Genomic DNA, 17144 nt, shown 5'->3' on the forward strand with positions numbered 1-17144 from the left:
TTCCCTACTGAGCTGCGAATCGAGGGATACATGCCCGAGCCACTGACCGAGATCCGGCTGCGCGACTTCACCCCGGTGCCGATGCTGACCACGGCTGTCACCACCGTGACCGATCCGGCCGCGCCGATCGTCGACGTACACAACCATCTCGGTCGCCGCCTCACCGGCGTCTGGCAGGTGCCTGACCCGGCCGCCCTGATCGAGACGATGGACGAGGCGGGCGTGGCGACGATCGTCAACCTCGACGGTGAGTGGACCGATGAGCTGGAGGCGAATCTCGATCGCTACGACCGCCGGTATCCGGGGCGTTTCGTGACCTTCGCACGGGTCGACTGGACCGGCACGTCGACGCCGGGCTGGGGCGACCGGATGGCGGCTTCGCTGACTGATTCGGTGCGCCGTGGTGCGGCCGGACTCAAGCTCTGGAAGGACATCGGGCTCCGGGTTCGCGACGAGAACTCCGAACTCGTCTTCCTCGATGATCCACGGCTGGAACCGTTGTGGGCCGCCTTGGCCGAGACAGGTGTGCCGGCGCTGATCCATACCGCGGATCCGGTGGCGTTCTTCCAGCCCCTCGACCATCGCAACGAAAGGCTCGAGGAGCTGCTGCGGCATCCCGACTGGCACTTCTACGGACCTGAGTTCCCGCCGCTGGAGCGACTGATGGACGCGTTCGAGGCCGTCGTCGCGGCACATCCTGAAGTGCGCTTCATCGGCGCTCACGTCGGCTGCCTGGCGGAGAACCTCGACCGGGTGGAGGGGATGCTCGACCGCTACCCGAACTACCGCGTCGACCTCGCCGCACGGATCGCCGAGCTCGGTCGCCAGCCGCGGCGAACCCGGGCGCTGATCGAGCGCCACCCCGACCGGGTGCTGCTCGGCACCGACTGCGCGCCGCCGGAGATCGCCGACTACCGGATGTATCTGCGCTTCCTCTCCAGTACCGACGAGGCTTTCGCCTACTCGTCGACCGAACCGCCGCCCACCGGACGCTGGACCATCTCGGGGCTCGGGCTCCCGGACGAGCTGGCCGCGCGGGTCGAAGGGGACAACGCCCGCGCGTTCATCCCCGCCCTCGCGGCGAGGACCGGCGATGGCGGACTTTGACCTGATCATCGTCGGCGGCGGCATCGTCGGAGCCAGCGCCGCGCTGGCCGGCGTGCGGAAGGGTGCGCGGGTCGCGCTCGTCGACGCCGGCCTGGCCGGTCGGGCGACCGACGCCGGGGCGGGGATCGTGTCGCCGGTCGCACTCGACCGTGGCGAGCAACGTCCGGACTGGACGTCGCTGATCACCGAATGCGTCGGCTACTACCACAGTCTCCTGGCCGAGCTCGATGCCGTCGATCCGGCCGGAGCCGGCTCGGCGACGTTCGAGCAGGTCGGCGAGCTGGTCGTGGCCGGCGACGATCCGCACGAGCAGGCGGCGCTCGACGCGGTGGCCGAGCGGCTCGCGCATCCGGAGGGGCGCCGGGCGCACGGGATCGTCAAGCCGCTCGAGACCGTCGACGGCGCGGATCTTCGCGACTACTGGCCCGAACTGCGCGGCGATCTACGGGGCTTGTTCATCGCCGAGGTCGGCCGGGTCGTTGGTTCCCGGCTGCACGACCGCTTGATGACCGCGGCACGCCGGCGCGCGCTGGCCCGCCGCGACGACGCCGAACTCGAGGTGATCCCCGGTGCCGCGACGCTGGACCTGCAGCCCTCGGCCCCGGGGGTCCGCGTCGGGCACCGGGTGCTCCACGGCCGCGCTGTGCTCCTGGCCACCGGCGCCTGGGCGGGAGCAGACCTCGCCGGATTCGGCGTCGAGGTCGATATCCGGCCGATCCGCGGGCAGCTCGTGCACCTGCGACTCGACGGCCGGCAGACAGGCATGCGACCGGTGGTCAACACGCCTGGTGCCGGCTACCTGCTCGGCTTCGACGACCGCATCGTCGCCGGTGCGACGCACGAGGACGTGGGTTTCGATGCCCGCGTCACGGCCGGCGGGCAGCGGGCCGTTCTGAACGCCGCCTTGAATCTCGCGCCGGGTCTGTCCGACGCCACCGTCCTGGAGACGAGGGTCGGTCTGCGGCCCGCGACCAGCGACGGCCTGCCCCTGGTCGGACCGGTGGCACCGGCGATCCACGTCGCCACCGGCCTGGGGGCGTGGGGCCTGACGCTCGGCCCCCTGCTCGGCGAGCTGGCAGCTCGGCACGCCCTCGGCGACGACCTGCCCGCACGCCTCGATTTCCTCAGCCCAGGCCGCCCATCCCCCAAGGAGTGCGCATGAATACGGTACGACGAATCCGCCGACGGCTGCTGAGCCTGTTGCTCGTGGCACCTTTCCTCGCAGTGGCCGCCTGCTCGGGATCCTCCGAGTCAGGCGACGGCCAGCAGGTCACCCTCACCTACGCGATCTGGGACCAGGCGCAGGTGGCCGCGATGAAGCAGATCATCAGCGAGTTCCACGCCGACCACCCGAACATCGACGTACAGGTCCAGGTCACGCCCTGGGAGAGCTACTGGACGAAGCTGCAGACCAGCGTCACCGCGGGCACCGGCCCGGACGTCTTCTGGATGACGATGGTGTACGCGAAGTACTACGCCACCGGCGGCGGCATCGCTCCGCTCGATGACCAGATCAAGAGCTCGAAGCTCGACCTGAGCGTGTACGTGCCCGCGGTCACCAAGGCCTACACGGTCGACGGGAAGGTGTACGGCGTACCGAAGGACGTCAACGGGTTCGGGCTCTGTTACAACAAGCTGCTCTTCGACGCCGCCAAGGTGAAGTACCCGGACGAGTCCTGGACCTGGAGCGATGTGGTCGCCGCCGCCCAGAAGCTGACCAATCCGCAGAAGGGGATCTACGGGTTCGTGGCACCGGAGGCCGACGAGCTGAGCTGGTACCTGACCGTGCCGCAGGTCGGCGGGAACGTCATCTCGGACGACGGCAAGAGCTCCGGTTACGACCAGCCGGCGACCGCCCAGGGCATCCAGTTCTGGACCGACATGATCACCAAGTACCACGTCTCGCCGACGTTGCAGCAGACCACCGACACCGACCCGCTCGCGATGCTCACCTCCGGGAAGGTCGCGATGCGGTACTGCGGATCGTGGGAACCCGAGGAGATCGCCGCCGTACCGTACGGCAAGGCGAACATCGACGTCGCGCCGTTGCCGGCCGGCCCCGCAGGGAACCGGAACTACTACAGCAACGGGCTGGCGAACAGCATGTCCGCCAAGACGAAGCACGCTGATCAGGCGTGGGAGTTCCTGCAGTTCCTGGGTTCCGACCGGGCCGCCGAGATCCAGGCCAAGACCGGCACCGTGATCCCGGCGTACCAGGGGCACGCCGCCGCGTACGCCAAGGCGATGCCGGAGTTCGACCTGCAGGTCTTCGTCGACCATCTGAAGTACGCCCAGCCCTTCCCCGCGTCCAGGGACACCGCTGCCTGGCGGGACGACGCGACGAAGCAGTTCGCCGACGCCTGGACCGGTAAGGCCTCGGTCGAAGAGGTCTCCCGACGCGTCGCGGAGAAGATGAATGCCGCGCTGTCGAAGGAGCAGGGGTGAGCCCGGGCACCGCCACGGCGGCGGCCGATCCGCTGACCGCGGGGGCGACCGGGCAGCCCGCCGGAACGGACCGCCGCCGGCGGCGACCGCGACCACCCACCCGGGACAGCGGCTGGTGGGCGTTGATGCTGCTGTTGCCGGCCGCCGCGGGGCTCGTCGTCTTCGAGATCTGGCCGACCTTCCAGACCATCTATTACTCGTTCACGAGCTGGGGCGCGTTCGGCGGCCACACCTGGGCGGGGCTGGAGAACTACCGGACGCTGATCGCCGACTCCGACGTCGTCCATGCCGTGGTCAACACGGCGATCATCACCGCGATCACGTTGCTCGCGGTGCCGTTGTCGGCGATCGTGGCAGCTCTGCTCAGCCTTCCGGGAATGCGCGGAGTCACCGTCTACCGAACGCTGTACTTCCTGCCCGTGGTCACGCTGCCGGCAGCGGTCGCGCTGACCTGGAAGTGGCTCTTCAACGGCGACTACGGCCTGATCAACTGGTTGCTGTCCAAGGTCGGCATCGACGGTCCGCACTGGCTCTCCGATCCCGCGACGGCGATCTTCGCGATCAGCATCGTCGGAGTCTGGGGGTCGATCGGCTACAACATGGTGATCTTCCTGTCCGGCATCCGTGGCATCCCCGTCGACTACTACGAGGCCGCGGAACTGGACGGCGCCGGCCGGGTCTCGCAGTTCTTCCACATCACCGTTCCGCTGCTGACTCCGTCGATCTTCTTCGTCACGGTGATCACGGTGATCAACGCGCTGCAGGCCTTCGACCTGGTCTATCTGATGGTGGGCCAGCAGAGTCCGGCGATCGCCAGGACCGAGACGCTGGTCTACCTCTTCTACCAACGCGGGTTCGCCGAGCACGACGGAGGCTACGCGGCGGCCATCGGCGTACTGCTGCTCATCGCGACCCTGATCCTGACCGCGGCTCAGTTCCGGCTGCAGAAGAGGTGGGTGCACTATGGCTGAGTCGGTCCACCTGCCCGTCCGGCGCGGACGACACGGCCACCGGCGCTTCCGGCCGCGCCATCCGATCGCGCATCTGGTGCTCGGCATCGGTGCGATCTTCATGGTCGGGCCGTTCCTCTGGCAGCTCTCGACCTCGCTGCAGACGTTCGGTGAGTCGGTGAGCGTGCCGCCGACCTTCCTGCCGCATTCACCGCAGTGGTCGAACGTGACGACCGTCTTCAGCGCCCTGCCGTTCGGCCATCAACTGCTGAACACCACCCTGATGACGATCGCGCGGACCGTCGGTCAGGTGCTGTTCAGCTCGCTGGCCGGCTTCGCCTTCGCCCGGATGCAGTTCCGCGGCCGCGGCGTACTGTTCGCGGTCTTCCTGTCGGTGACGATGGTTCCCTACCAGGTGTTCCTGCTGCCGCAGTACCAGATCATGCAGGGGCTGGGGCTGCTGAACACGCTGGTGGCGCTGTTCCTGCCCGGCATGTTCAGCGCCTTCGGCACCTTCCTGATGCGTCAGTTCTTCCTGCAGCTTCCACTCGAGATCGAGGAGGCCGCCCGGATCGACGGTGCGAACATCCTGCAGATCTACTGGCGGATCATGCTGCCGATGAGCGCACCCGGCATGATCGCGCTCGGCGTACTGGTGATCATCTGGTCCTGGAACGACCTGCTCTGGCCGCTGGTGGTGAACTCGGATCCGCGGCAGATGCCGGTCTCCGCGGGACTGGCCAGCCTGCAGGGGCAGTACACGACGAACTTTCCCGTGCTGATGGCCGGATCGCTGCTGGCAAGCCTGCCGGTGATCGTCGTGTTCATCGTCTTCCAGCGCCACCTGTTGAGTGGCATCGCGTTCTCGGGGGTGAAGGGCTGACCTCAGCGGGACCGGGACGTCCGGGCGACATGCACCGTGACGCCGAGCTCCGTCAGCTCGGCGAGTTCGCGCGGATCCGCCGACGAGTCGGTGACCAGGATGTCGATGGCCGACGCATCGGCGACCTTGGCCACGGTGACCTGACCGATCTTGGAACCATCGGCCACCACCATCAGGCGATGCGCGTGGGACACCATGGCGTGATTGGTGCGGGCCTCGGTGTGGTCGTGGGTCGTCACGCCGTTGGCCGCACTGACGCCGTCGGCGCCGAGGATGGCGAGGTGGACGCTGATCCCGTTGAAGGCACTCTCGGCCAGGCTCCCGACCAGCTCGAACGAGCTCGACCGGATCACCCCACCGGTCATGATCACCTGCAGGTTCGGTCGGGCGGCCACCGCCGCCGCGGTCGTGAGCGCATTCGTCACGATCGTCAGCCGCCGGCGGTGACCAAGCTCCCGGGCGACCTCGGCGGCCGTCGATCCACCGCCGATCGCCACCGCCAGCGGCCTGTCGACCGGTAGCAGGGCAGCTGCCGTGACGGCGATCGCGTGTTTGGCCAGTGGGGACTTCGTGTCCCGGAGGCGGACCGGGAGCTCCGGCCCGGTGTTGGCCCGGGCGCCGCCCCGGGTACGGGTGATCAGGCCTTGCTCCTCCAGGTGGGTCATGTCCCGGCGCAGCGTCGCCGGAGAGACCCTGAGCTCGCAGCACAGAACGCCGACCGACATCGCGCCGCGCGCGGTCAGGAGGTCGAGGATCTCGACCAGTCGCTCGGTGCGGCGGGGAGATGGCGCCGACGGTTGCCAGGAGCGCCCCGTCGGGAGGGCTGCCGTACTCATGACGATCACCTCGTTCCGACCTGCGCAGCGAGTGGATCGCCTCAGTTTAGGCACCGCGGTCGCACCGTCGAGGTTCCGCGCAACCAACCTGAGCGCTGAGGATCGGACGGCACCGGCGGCCCGAGCGGTCGAAGCCGGTCACGCATACAGATCGGCTACTGAGTCGGTTCGGCCAGGACGCGTACGTCCCAGGGTGCGAGGGTGAGTTTGCGGTCGGCTGTGGTGTCTGTGAGTACGTCGCGGAGGGGGTGCGGCAGGCAGACGTCGACGGTGTCCCAGGACCAGTTATGGATGAAGCGGAGGCGGCGGCCGTCGGCGGCGGTTGCGGATGTCGCGGTCACGCTGGATGGCAGATCGGTCCATGGGGTGGGGGCGATCCAGCGGAACAGGGCGATCGCGAGCGCGCTGTTGGGGACAGTGCCCACGGAGGTGATCCGGCCGTTGCCGTGGGTCCGGGTGGTGATGGCCGGCCAGCGGCCGAAGTGTGGGTGGTCGTAGGTCGCGAGTACGTCGGCGTCGTCGACCTGGAGGCCGTCGGCCCACCGGGTGGCGGCGGCGTCGTCGCCGAGTTGCAGGCCGACGCCATGGACCCGGACCTCGTCGCCGAGGTTGCTGAACTCGTCGTACGCGACTCCCGCCGCGGCCGCGAGTCGAGCCGGCTGGACGTCGGTGCGAGCCCGTGCCTCGTGGTCGGCGTAGCCGGTGCGCGGTCCGATGACCAGGTGGCCGCCGGCTTCGGCGTACGCGACGAGCTGGTCCAGCAAGGTGTCGTCCGCCAGGTACAGCCCGGGTACGACGAGAACCGGATGGTCCTCGACGGATCCGGTGAACTGGCTGGTGTGCAGGATACGCACCTGCAAGCCCGCGTCGAAAGCCCCACGATAGAAGGGATCGAAGAGACCGTGATACGAGCGCTCGTCCGGGCTGCCGTCGTCGTGGGCCAGCGGCGGGTACTTCTGCATGAGCCACTTGCTCGGCATCGAGTACAACATCGTCACGTCGCTGTCAGGCGTCAGATCGACCACCAGCGAGCCGGCCGTCTCCAGTTCGGCGCCCAGCCGGGCGACCTCGTGGTAGGTGCGTCCCGGCTCACCGCTGTGGGGGAGCACACCACCCCAGTACGTCTCCGCGCCGAAGTGCAGCGTGTGCCAGTGCCAGTACTCGATCATCTTGGCTCCGCGCGAGATGAGTGCCCACGCCGCCTGCCGCCATTGACCGTCGTACGCCGGTCTGTTGTCCCACGGGTATCCGATGGACTGTGCGTTCGTCTCGGTCACCAGGAACGGGCGTTGCTGTGAGGAGTACATCCGGTCCGCACTGAGGTAAAGCGCCCAGGTGCCGGTGGTGGTCCAGCCCTGCCGTGCTGGACCCTTTTGTGGCTGGTGCAGTCCGTCCTGCATCGCGTAGTACGGATTGCCGGCGGTCACGTCGAGGCGTCGGGTCAGGTCGTCGTCGGCGATGGCAGGACGTTCGTAGGCGATGCAGGTGGTGACGAACTGGTCCGGACGGGCGTACTCGCGGACGATGTCGGCCTGCCAGCCGATGAACTCGGTCGTCTGGTCGGCCTGGAACTGCCGCCACGCGACGTCGTACTGCGGCTGGACGTTGCCGTCCGGCGTCCACAGATCCGCCCAGTCGGACAGCCGGTGTGACCAGTAGACGAGTCCCCACTCGTCGTTGAGCGTCTGAACGTCGCCGTACTTGTGCCGCAGGCTGTCCACGAACCGCTGGAACACGCCATGGTTGTGGAGGAGTTCGTTCCCCGGCTCGTTGTCGACCTGGAACCCGATCACCGCGGGATGCCCGGTGTACCGCTCGACGATCCTGCGGATCATCCGCTCCGCGTGGAAGCGGAAAGCCGGGTGGGTGAAGTCGGCCTCCTGCCGCGCACCCCAGCCGATCCGCTGCCCGGTCTTCCGCTCACCGGTGATCTCCGGGTAGAGCCGGACCAGCCACGGCGGTACGGCGTACGTCGGGGTGCCGAGTACGACGCCGATGCCGCGCGCGTGGGCACCGTCGAGGACGGGTTGCAACCAGTCCAGGTCGAACCGGCCGTTCTCCGGCTCCCAGGTCGACCAGACCGACTCGCCGACCCGGATCACCGAGAACCGGGCCGCGGCCATCAGGTCGAGATCCTGCTCGAGCCGGTCGTGCGGTTGGTACTCGTGGTAGTACGCAGCCCCGAAGAGCACACGGTCTTGCACGTTTTCTCCAATGATAGAAGGGGAGATCAGCCTTTGACCCCGCCGGCGGACAGGCCTGACTGCCAGTAGCGCTGCAGGAGCAGGAACGCGGCGATCAGGGGGATGACCGACAGCAGCGAACCGGTGACGACCGAGGACAGCAGCGCGCCGGTGGATCCGCCGCCGCCGACGGACTGCGACGACCACGCGGCCAGGCCGACTGTCACCGGGTAGAGCTTGGGGTTGTTGAGCATGATCAGCGGCAGGAAGTAGTTGTTCCAGGTCGCCACCAGCGTGAACAGCAGCACCGTGACGAGGCCCGGCGCGAGCATCCGCAGCGCCACCTGGAAGAAGATCCGGAACTCGCTCGCACCGTCGATCCGGGCCGCCTCGATGATGCCGTCCGGAATCGCGTCCTGGGCGTAGATCCGCATCAGGTACAGGCCGAACGGGCTGACCAGCGACGGCAGGATGATCGCCCACGGGCTGTTCACCAGGCCGGCCTTGCTGAACAGCAGGTACGTCGGGATCGCGAGCGCGGTCGTCGGCACCATGATCGACCCGAGCACGATCGCGAACATCGCCCCGTTGCCGCGGAACCGGTACTTCGCGAACCCGTAGCCGCCGAGCGCACTGAGGAACGCCGCGCCGCCCGCACTGACCACAGAGTAGAAGACGGTGTTGAGCATCCACCGGGCGTACACGCCGCCGTCGTACGTGACGGTCTCGCGGATGTTCCTGAACAGCGAGAAGTCCTTGCTGAACCACAGTCCGAAGCTGGAGAACAGGTCGCCGGTGGTCTTCGTGGATGCCACGAACAACCAGAACAACGGCAGCAGGAAGTACACGAACAGCGCGATCATGCCGATCATCAGCAGGTTGCTGCGTCGCTCGCTCATCGCTTGCTCCTGCGGTTGGTGAGGAACAGCACGGTGTACGACGCGACCACGATCACTGCACCGAGCAGGAACGAGACCGCGGCGGCGTAGTTCACCTGCTGGCCGGTGAAGGCCAGCGTGTACGCGTACAGGTTGGGCGTGTAGGCACTGTCGATCACACTCGGCGCCAGCCGCTGCAGCAGGTTCGGCTCCGCGAACAGCTGGAAGCTGCCGATCACGGAGAAGATCAGGCAGAGCAGCAGGGCCGGCCGGATCGCGGGGATCTTGATGCTCCAGGCGGTCCGCCACGCACCCGCGCCGTCGACGGCCGCCGCTTCGTAGAGCTCGTGCGGTACGGCGCGCAACGCGGCGTACAGGATGATCATGTTGTAGCCGGTGAACTCCCAGGTGACGATGTTCGCCATCGACCCGAGCATCCAGCCCTCGGTGAGGAACTTGGGTGCGGCCAGGCCGAGCTTGTCCGCGAGCTGGGCGACGGGTCCGAAGTCCGGTCCGTACAGGTAGCCCCACATCAACGTGGCGACCACGCTCGGAACGGCGTACGGAAGGAAGATCCCGAGCCGGAACGCTTTCGCGAACCGCAGCAGTCCGCTGTCGATGGCGAGGGCCGCGATCAACGAGATGGCCAGCATGATCGGCACCTGGAACGCGAAGAACCTGGCCACCCGCAGGACGCCTTGCAGCAGCCGGTCGTCCTGTAGCGCGGTGACATAGTTGTCCAGCCCGGCGAAGACGGTGCCACCGACGAGCCGGTCCTGGAACAGGCTCAGGTACGCCGCGTACGCCAGCGGCAGCACCAGCATGGCGGCGAACACCAGCATGAAGGGCGCGACGAACAGGTAGCCGGTGGCGGCGGGGTCGACGCCCCGCCGCGTCCGGCTCGAAGCGAGCCGCCTCATGGGCCGACCTTGAAGCCCTGGTTCTTCGCGTACGTCGTGGTCCGCGACTGCCACTGGTCGAGGGCCGCGCCGGTGTCGGACTTGTCGGCGAAGGACTTCCCGACGGTCTCGTCCCAGTCGTTCACGGTCTGATCCAGGAACGGCGGCCACTGGAACTTGTCGTCGACCGTGTCACTGATCTCGGAGAACACCTGGTTGACCGTCTGCCCGCCGTAGAAGGCCGGCTTCTGCTGCACGAACGACGGGTCCGCCAGCAGTGCCTTGGTGGCCGGGAACAGGAACTGCTGGGTGGCGAACATCTTCGTCGACTCGGGATCGGTGTTGAGGAACTCGGCCAGCTTCGCGGCCGCGATCGGGTTCTTCGTGCCGGCCACGACCGCGGTGGTCGAGCCGCCCCAGTTGCCCGACGTCTGCTTGCTGGCGTCCCACTGCGGCAGCGGCGCGGCCCTCCACTTCCCGCTCGTGGACTTGGCCGAGCCCGACAGGAACACCGGCCCCCACGCGGCGGTGAGCCAGGTGGCGTACTGACCGCGGTTCAGCGCCTGGTACCACTGGTCGGTGAAGTCGGGGTCGGTCGACACGGCACCTTCCTTGACCAGACCGCTCCAGTAGCTGCCGAGTTTCTTCGACTGGTCGTCGTTCAGGTTCACCTTCACCGAGTCGGCGTCGGTGACCTCGAACGGCTTGACCCCGGCCTGCCAGAGCAAGCCCATCCAGACGCCGTTCTGGTTCGAGGCGAGGTTGGTCATGCTGACCTTGGGGTCGGCGGCGTGCAGCTTGCGGGCCGCGGCGGCGAACTCGTCCCAGGTCTTCGGCGGAGTGATGCCGTACTTGTCGAAGATGTCCTTGCGGTACAGCATCCCCATCGGCCCGGTGTCCTGCGGGATCGCCCAGACCTCACCGCCGGAGCCGGTGACCTGGTTCCAGGTCCAGCCGACGAACTTGTCCTTCAGCGCGTCCCCGCCGTACGGACGAAGATCCACCAGGCTCTTCGTGATCGAGAAGGTGGGGATGTACTGGAACTCGATCTGGGCCGCGTCGGGGGCACCGGTGCCGGCCTTCAGCGCGGTCCGGAGTTTCGTGTACTGCGGCTCGCCCTGCCCCGCGTTGACGACGTTCACCTTGATCGCGGGGTACTTCTTCTCGAACAGAGCCACCTCCTTCTTGATGTCCGGCACCCAGGTCCAGAAGGTGAGCTCGGTCGGCGTGGACATCGCCTTGTCGATGTCGGCCTGGCTGACGGCCTGCGCCTGACTCGGGGCGCCGGACGAGCCGCCACCACCACCGCAGGCCGCGAGTGCGAGCGCGCCGGCGAGGGTGATGGCGATGCGGACGCGGCGCCGGGCTTTCGGGAACGTGATCATTGCGAACAACTCCTCGGAAAAAGGCATGGCGGTGCCTGGGCACGGGGCATCGGCCCAGCGCCTGGATGGCTTACTGGCGGGGTTGAGCTGCGGTCAGGACGCCGTACGAGCGGTGCCGGTGGACTGACGGATGACCAGCCGGAGCGGTGGTGGCTCCAGGGCGGGAGAGCGGTCGCCGGTGGGCGACTCGATCTCCGTGACGAGGTTCGCGATCCCGCGGGCGACGTGCACGTCGAAGTCCTGCGGAATGGTGGTGAGCGGCGGCGTCAGGAACGCCGCGGACGGGATGTCGTCGAAGCCGACGATGCTGACGTCGTCAGGCACCGCTCGGCCGGCCTCGGTGAGCGCGCGCAGCACACCGATGGCCATGTCGTCGTTGGCGACGAAGATCGCGGTGACCTCGTCGTTCGCGGCCAGTTCCCGGCCGGCTTCATATCCTGAGGCCGGTAGCCAGTCGCCTTGCAGGACAGGTGGTTCCGGGGCACCGGCGTCGGCCAGGGCCTGTCGCCAGCCCTCGAGCCGGTCCCGGGCGGCCCACCAGCGTTGCGGGCCGGCGAGATGCCAGACGGTCCGGTGCCCGAGGCCGAGCAGGTGCTCGGTCGCGGACCGACCGGCGCCGACCCCGTCGCCGCCGGTCAGGATCAGCGGCTGGGCGCTGAGTCCCGGGAACCGCCCGAAGCTCAGCACCGGGATGTCGAGCTCGATCGGCTGGTCGGCACCCTCGTCGATCGGCTCGGACAGGATGATGCCGTCCACACCCTGCTCGAGCAGCACGTCGACGGCGCCGGCAACGCCCCCGGCATCGCCTTCGAAGGTGTTGACCATGCTCAGGGAGTAGCCGGTACTGCGCAGCGCACGCTCGATCGCCACGAGTTGGGTCGACGGGCCGAACAGCGCCGTACCGAGGCAGACCACGCCGATCCGCCGGGTCTTGCCGGAGTTGAGCGCCCGAGCGGCGTCGTTCCGGCGGTACCCGAGCTCGCGCATCGCGGCCTGGACGCGGAGGCGGACCTCCTCCTTGACGTACGGCTCGTCGTTCAGCACCCGGGAGACGGTCTTCTGCGAGACACCCGCCAGCCGGGCGACATCCGTGCTGCCGGGACGGCGCGAACGCCCGCCCTCGGACGCCGGTTTCGCCTGGTTCATGGGCCCTCACCTTATGCCGGATACTCGATCTGACTGCGTAGTCAGAATGTGTCTACGTAGTCAGAACGTCAATCCCTGGTTATCAGACTGTGACCTACGCCACTGCGAGTGGGAACGCCCGCTTCACGCGGCAGGGTTCTCCCGGGGCGGAGCGGTGGTGCGGCGAGGTACCAGGGTTGGGGAGAGCTTGATCTGGGCCGACGGCCGTTGTCGGTTGTCTATCCGGTCCAGCAGAAGGCGCGCGGCTTCGGCGCCGATATGGCGGCCGGCCTGGTCGACACTGGTGAGCGAGACCGGACCCAGGGCGGCGAGTGTGGTGTTGTCGTAGCCGGCGATCGACAGGTCGCCGGGAACGGAGAGATCGGTCTCGGCGAGGGCTTCGAGCACGCCCATGGCCACGACGTCGGCACCGGCGAAGATGGCGGTGGGTCGCTGTGGCCGGGTGAGCAGTTGCCGGGCGCCGAGGTAGCCGCCTTCCTGCGTGTACGTCGTGGACACGATGTCGATCTCGTCGCCGAGGCCATGGGCGCGCATCGCCTGTTTGTAGCCTTCGGCACGGATCGCGTTGGGCATCTCGGCGAGGCGGGCGGGGTCGGTCTCGGCGTGCTCGATGTGGGCGATCCGGCGGTGCCCGAGGCCGACGAGGTGGTCGACGACGAGTGCGGCGCCGGTGAGGTCGTCGTCGGAGACCGTGTCGTAGGCGGGGGAGTGCCCATGCCGGCCGATGACAACGGTCGGCACGGTCCTGGCGACGTGTTCGAGGCGCGAGCGCGATGAGATCGGGGCGACCAGGACCATGGCGTCCATGCCCCGGTCGATCATCGCCTCGGTGACCCGCACCTCCGCCTGCTCGTCGTTGCAGCCGCCCGGCCCCAGCAGGACCTGGTACGGCGTGTCGCCAAGAGCCTCGGTCAGTCCGTCGACGATCTCGGGGAAGAACGGGTTACGGATGTCGGGGAGCATGACGCCGATGGTGTAGGTCTGGCCGCGCATCCCCCTGGCCGCGGCGTACGGCCGATACCCCAGCTCCGCGATGGCCTCCTGCACCTTCGCCCGCATCGCGGGACTGGCGCCGTACGCGTTGCGCAGCACCTTGGAAACGGTGGTGGTGGACACCTGCGCGTGCTGCGCGACGTCGACGATCGTGACCCGTCGTGGCGGCCCTGATGGCTCCATGTGCTGACCTTCTCACACAGATCACGAATGAGAAACGTTACCCACAGGGTATGCGCCTGACATGTTGACGTCCTGTCAGATCCGCTCCTAGAGTCTGGACAACTTTTTGGGGAACGTTACCCATAATGAGTGAAACGTTTCATGAGAGCGGGTTCGTCTGTGACCATTGCACCGAGCGACAAGCTTCCGGACCGGGCTGCTGTCGTGCCCGTCGACCGCGGCTCCGCTCCGGCCCGTCGCCGGCTGAGGAACACGCCGCCCTGGTGGTTCGCACTGCCGGCGATGGTGTTGTTCGCCTTCGTCGTCCTCCTACCGAGCGCTCGTGGCGTGTACTACGCCTTCACCGATTGGGATGGGCTCGACCCGAACTACTCCTTCATCGGCCTGGACAACTTCGCCGCGGTGTTCCGCGATCCCGACGCGGTGCAGGCGATCTGGCACACGCTGCTGATCGCCGTGGCGATCACGATCATCCAGAACGGATTCGGCCTGCTGCTGGCGCTCGGGGTCAACAGCGCGATCAAGTCCCGCAACGTGCTGAGAGTGTTCCTCTTCGCGCCTGCGGTGGTGACGCCGATCGTGACCGCCTATCTGTGGCGCAACCTGCTCGGTCCGGACGGTGCGGTGAACAGTCTGCTGGGTGCGGTCGGGCTGGACGCGTGGAAGCAGGACTGGTTGGGCAACCCGGATGTCGCCCTGTGGTCGATCGTCGGGGTCATCGTGTGGCAGTTCGCTGGGTACTCCATGGTGATCTTCCTGGCGGGGCTGCAGTCTGTGCCGAAGGAGATCTACGAGGCCGCGGACATCGACGGCGCCGGTCCGGTACGACGCTTCTGGTCGGTGGTCCGCCCACTGCTCGCCCCGGCGTTCACGATCAACCTGATGTTGTCGATCATCGGCGGGATCAAGCTCTTCGACCAGGTCTACGCGTTGACCGGCGGCGGCCCCGGCCATGCCACCGACACGTTGTCGACGTTGATCTACAAGGACGCCTTCACCCTCGGCGAGTTCGGCTACAGCATCGCGCTCGCGGTGGTGCTCACGATCATCGTGGCGGTCGCCTCGACCAGTCAGTACTTCGTGCTGGAACGCAACGAGAGGGCCGCCTCATGAGCCGTTACCGTCGCCGCACGTTCGGCTTGGAACTGGTGATGATCGCCGTCGCCCTGGTCGTCGGCTTCCCCCTGTACGTGTTGATCAACCTGGCCGTCCGAGCTCCGTCCGACACGTCATCGCCGCTTCGGCCGACCGCCTCTCCGACACTGCACAACTTCACGGAGGCATGGCAGCGGGGCGCGCTGGGCGGGGCACTCCTCAACAGTGTGCTGGTGACGGCCGTCAGCGTCGTCATCGTGCTGGCGATCTCGTCGTTCGCCGCCTACCCGCTGGCTCGTGCGACCGCACGCTGGTCACGCGGGACGTTCCTGCTGATCATGCTTGGCCTGGTGCTGCCCTTCCAGTTGGCGGCCTTACCGCTCTACCAGACGATGCGCGACCTCGGCCTGCTCGGCACCCCGTGGGCGCTGATCCTCTTCTACTCCGGTCTCCAGGTTCCGTTCACCACCTTCCTGTACGTCGGCTTCCTGCGAGCGCTGCCCCGCGACTTCGAGGACGCCGCGCTCATCGACGGCTGCTCGCCGACACAGGGCTTCCGCTATGTGGTGTTCCCGATGCTCAAGCCGATCACCGTGACGGCCCTGGTGCTCAACGCGGTCGCCGTCTGGAACGACTTCTTCACACCGCTGCTGTATCTGAGCGGCAGCGCACAGCAGACCATGCCGGTCGCCATCGCCGGCTTCGTCGGTCAGTACGTCACCGACTGGAACCTCGTCTTCGCAGCGCTGGCGATCAGCATCGTCCCGATCCTGGCTGTCTACTTCGCGCTCCAACGCAGCATCATCAACGGCTTCGCAGGCGGGCTCAAGGGCTGACCAGCCGTACGCAATTCCAATCTATTGGGGAGAGATCATGAGAACACCCAGACTGTCCGCCCTCATCGCCGCGACGACGGCTGCCGGCCTCCTGGTGGCCTGCAGCGGTGGAACCAATGCCAGTAGCGGAGGCGGTAGCAGCACTTCGAACGTCCTGACCGTCGCCTCGGTCGACCAGGGCTCGCTCGAGGACGTGGTCAAAGCGTTCGAGAAGGCCAACCCCGGCGTCGACGTTCGATTCACCACCAGCGGCGCCGATCAGTACCAGCAGCAGATCCGTACCCAGCTCACCTCCGGCACGGCGCCCGACGTGATGTCGGTGTGGCCGGGCAACGGCAACCCTGGCGCCACCTATGTCCTGGCCAAGCCCGGCTACCTGCTGGACCTCTCCGACCAGCCGTGGGCCGCCAAGTTGCCCCCGGCAATGAAGAGCGTTGCGCAGTACGAAGGCAAGACCTACACCGGAGTCTTCGGGCAGAACGGCATCGGCGCGATCTACAACCAGGACGCCATGACCAAGGCAGGGCTCACTCCGCCCGGAACCTGGAGTGAACTCCTGAACTTCTGCAAGGCCGCGGCGGGCAAGGGAACGCCCGCGTTTGCCCTGGGCATCCAGGACAACTGGGTGACGCAGATCGTGCTCTACGCGCTGGTCGCGACCACCGTATACGGGCCGGACCGGGACTTCGCCCAGAAGATGCAGGATGGCCAGGTCACGTTCGCGGACTCGAACTGGACCGTGGGCATGGACAAGTACCTGCAGATGCAGAAGGCCGGCTGCTTCCAGAAGAACCCCCTCGGCACCAGCTACGAGGCAAGCCAGACACTCGCCGCCACCGGTAAGACGCTCGGCATCATCCAGGGCAACTGGGTCGTTGCCTTGCTCAAGGGGAAGAATCCGGCCGGCAAGTTCACCCTCAAGGCACTGCCGGCCACCGACAATCCGGACGAGTTCATGATGCCCGCCGCGGCCGGTGCCGGGTACGGCGTCAATGCCAAGGCGAAGAACAAGGATCTCGCACTGAAGTTCGTCAACTACGTTATGTCGCCCGAGGGAATGAACCTGTTCGTCCAGAAGCAGGGCGGCCTCCCGTCCCTTCCCGACACCGGTTTCACCCCTGACCCATCGCTGACCGAACTCTCGAAGTACATCACCGACAACAAGACTGTCCCGTTCATGGACCAGCTCTGGCCCAACCCCAAGGTCCAGCAGACGATGCTCAGCGGTCTCCAGGAGATCTTCAGCGGCCAGTCCACCCCGGACAAGGTCCTCAAAGCAATGGACACCGACTACAAGGCCGGCTCATGACGGGCCGAGGGTTGGG

The 17144-nt window shown here is 67.4% G+C and carries 15 protein-coding genes; 8 read left to right on the forward strand and 7 right to left on the reverse strand.

The features are described from left to right. Positions 1-30: 30 nt before the first annotated feature. Genes ACZ6O0_RS36425 through ACZ6O0_RS36445 form a run of 5 tightly spaced genes read left to right on the forward strand, consistent with a single transcriptional unit; the run spans position 31 to position 5385 of the window. Positions 31-1107, forward strand: coding sequence for an amidohydrolase family protein (locus ACZ6O0_RS36425; protein WP_465769601.1), 1077 nt, complete (start codon positions 31-33; stop codon positions 1105-1107). After that, positions 1094-2269, forward strand: coding sequence for an NAD(P)/FAD-dependent oxidoreductase (locus ACZ6O0_RS36430; protein ID WP_465769602.1), 1176 nt, complete (start codon positions 1094-1096; stop codon positions 2267-2269). Before ACZ6O0_RS36425 ends, ACZ6O0_RS36430 begins: the two co-directional genes overlap by 14 nt. Beyond that, the gene (locus ACZ6O0_RS36435; RefSeq protein WP_465769603.1) at positions 2266-3552 is read left to right on the forward strand and encodes an ABC transporter substrate-binding protein; all 1287 of its coding nucleotides are present in this window, start codon (positions 2266-2268) and stop codon (positions 3550-3552) included. The genes ACZ6O0_RS36430 and ACZ6O0_RS36435 overlap by 4 nt, the downstream gene beginning before the upstream one ends. After that, positions 3549-4523: a carbohydrate ABC transporter permease gene (locus ACZ6O0_RS36440; protein WP_465769604.1), complete on the forward strand. Its 975-nt coding sequence runs from the start codon at positions 3549-3551 to the stop codon at positions 4521-4523. The genes ACZ6O0_RS36435 and ACZ6O0_RS36440 overlap by 4 nt, the downstream gene beginning before the upstream one ends. Continuing rightward, positions 4516-5385, forward strand: coding sequence for a carbohydrate ABC transporter permease (locus ACZ6O0_RS36445; RefSeq protein ID WP_465769605.1), 870 nt, complete (start codon positions 4516-4518; stop codon positions 5383-5385). Before ACZ6O0_RS36440 ends, ACZ6O0_RS36445 begins: the two co-directional genes overlap by 8 nt. A 2-nt stretch (positions 5386-5387) precedes the next feature. Here ACZ6O0_RS36445 and ACZ6O0_RS36450 read toward each other — a convergent pair whose 3' ends face one another. From ACZ6O0_RS36450 to ACZ6O0_RS36480, 7 genes are all read right to left on the reverse strand, one after another. After that, positions 5388-6221, reverse strand: coding sequence for a DeoR/GlpR family DNA-binding transcription regulator (locus tag ACZ6O0_RS36450; RefSeq protein ID WP_465769606.1), 834 nt, complete (start codon positions 6219-6221; stop codon positions 5388-5390). 155 nt (positions 6222-6376) lie between these two features. Continuing rightward, positions 6377-8425: a beta-galactosidase gene (locus ACZ6O0_RS36455; protein WP_465769607.1), complete on the reverse strand. Its 2049-nt coding sequence runs from the start codon at positions 8423-8425 to the stop codon at positions 6377-6379. A 26-nt stretch (positions 8426-8451) separates the two neighbouring features. Further along, positions 8452-9303 (reverse strand): carbohydrate ABC transporter permease, encoded by an 852-nt coding sequence (locus ACZ6O0_RS36460; protein ID WP_465769608.1) that lies wholly within the window; start codon positions 9301-9303, stop codon positions 8452-8454. Next, the gene (locus tag ACZ6O0_RS36465) at positions 9300-10202 is read right to left on the reverse strand and encodes a carbohydrate ABC transporter permease (RefSeq protein ID WP_465769609.1); all 903 of its coding nucleotides are present in this window, start codon (positions 10200-10202) and stop codon (positions 9300-9302) included. Before ACZ6O0_RS36465 ends, ACZ6O0_RS36460 begins: the two co-directional genes overlap by 4 nt. Further along, positions 10199-11566 carry an ABC transporter substrate-binding protein gene (locus ACZ6O0_RS36470; protein WP_465769610.1) on the reverse strand — a complete coding sequence of 456 codons (1368 nt, stop codon included), beginning with the start codon at positions 11564-11566 and terminating at the stop codon, positions 10199-10201. The genes ACZ6O0_RS36465 and ACZ6O0_RS36470 overlap by 4 nt, the downstream gene beginning before the upstream one ends. Positions 11567-11659: 93 nt before the next feature. Then, positions 11660-12712, reverse strand: coding sequence for a LacI family DNA-binding transcriptional regulator (locus ACZ6O0_RS36475; RefSeq protein WP_465769611.1), 1053 nt, complete (start codon positions 12710-12712; stop codon positions 11660-11662). A 123-nt stretch (positions 12713-12835) separates the two neighbouring features. After that, positions 12836-13888: a LacI family DNA-binding transcriptional regulator gene (locus tag ACZ6O0_RS36480; protein WP_465769612.1), complete on the reverse strand. Its 1053-nt coding sequence runs from the start codon at positions 13886-13888 to the stop codon at positions 12836-12838. A gap of 159 nt (positions 13889-14047) precedes the next feature. On the opposite strand from ACZ6O0_RS36480, the gene ACZ6O0_RS36485 reads away from it, so the two are divergent. From ACZ6O0_RS36485 to ACZ6O0_RS36495, 3 genes are read left to right on the forward strand one after another with little or no spacing between them, the layout of a single operon-like run. Continuing rightward, the gene (locus tag ACZ6O0_RS36485; RefSeq protein ID WP_465769613.1) at positions 14048-15001 is read left to right on the forward strand and encodes a carbohydrate ABC transporter permease; all 954 of its coding nucleotides are present in this window, start codon (positions 14048-14050) and stop codon (positions 14999-15001) included. Continuing rightward, positions 14998-15819: a carbohydrate ABC transporter permease gene (locus ACZ6O0_RS36490; RefSeq protein WP_328519772.1), complete on the forward strand. Its 822-nt coding sequence runs from the start codon at positions 14998-15000 to the stop codon at positions 15817-15819. The genes ACZ6O0_RS36485 and ACZ6O0_RS36490 overlap by 4 nt, the downstream gene beginning before the upstream one ends. A gap of 37 nt (positions 15820-15856) precedes the next feature. Beyond that, positions 15857-17128 carry an ABC transporter substrate-binding protein gene (locus ACZ6O0_RS36495; protein WP_465769614.1) on the forward strand — a complete coding sequence of 424 codons (1272 nt, stop codon included), beginning with the start codon at positions 15857-15859 and terminating at the stop codon, positions 17126-17128. Positions 17129-17144 lie beyond the last annotated feature (16 nt).

It is taken from the genome of Kribbella sp. NPDC048837, assembly GCF_055586945.1.

Excerpts from the sequence above, each read along its gene's own strand:
- ACZ6O0_RS36425 (WP_465769601.1), top strand. The coding sequence starts at position 31 with ATGCCCGAGCCACTGACCGAGATCCGGCTGCGCGACTTCACCCCGGTG.
- ACZ6O0_RS36430 (WP_465769602.1), top strand. The coding sequence starts at position 1,094 with ATGGCGGACTTTGACCTGATCATCGTCGGCGGCGGCATCGTCGGAGCC.
- ACZ6O0_RS36435 (WP_465769603.1), top strand. The coding sequence starts at position 2,266 with ATGAATACGGTACGACGAATCCGCCGACGGCTGCTGAGCCTGTTGCTC.
- ACZ6O0_RS36445 (WP_465769605.1), top strand. The coding sequence starts at position 4,516 with ATGGCTGAGTCGGTCCACCTGCCCGTCCGGCGCGGACGACACGGCCAC.
- ACZ6O0_RS36450 (WP_465769606.1), bottom strand. The coding sequence starts at position 6,221 with ATGAGTACGGCAGCCCTCCCGACGGGGCGCTCCTGGCAACCGTCGGCG.
- ACZ6O0_RS36460 (WP_465769608.1), bottom strand. The coding sequence starts at position 9,303 with ATGAGCGAGCGACGCAGCAACCTGCTGATGATCGGCATGATCGCGCTG.
- ACZ6O0_RS36465 (WP_465769609.1), bottom strand. The coding sequence starts at position 10,202 with ATGAGGCGGCTCGCTTCGAGCCGGACGCGGCGGGGCGTCGACCCCGCC.
- ACZ6O0_RS36470 (WP_465769610.1), bottom strand. The coding sequence starts at position 11,566 with ATGATCACGTTCCCGAAAGCCCGGCGCCGCGTCCGCATCGCCATCACC.
- ACZ6O0_RS36475 (WP_465769611.1), bottom strand. The coding sequence starts at position 12,712 with ATGAACCAGGCGAAACCGGCGTCCGAGGGCGGGCGTTCGCGCCGTCCC.
- ACZ6O0_RS36480 (WP_465769612.1), bottom strand. The coding sequence starts at position 13,888 with ATGGAGCCATCAGGGCCGCCACGACGGGTCACGATCGTCGACGTCGCG.
- ACZ6O0_RS36490 (WP_328519772.1), top strand. The coding sequence starts at position 14,998 with ATGAGCCGTTACCGTCGCCGCACGTTCGGCTTGGAACTGGTGATGATC.
- ACZ6O0_RS36495 (WP_465769614.1), top strand. The coding sequence starts at position 15,857 with ATGAGAACACCCAGACTGTCCGCCCTCATCGCCGCGACGACGGCTGCC.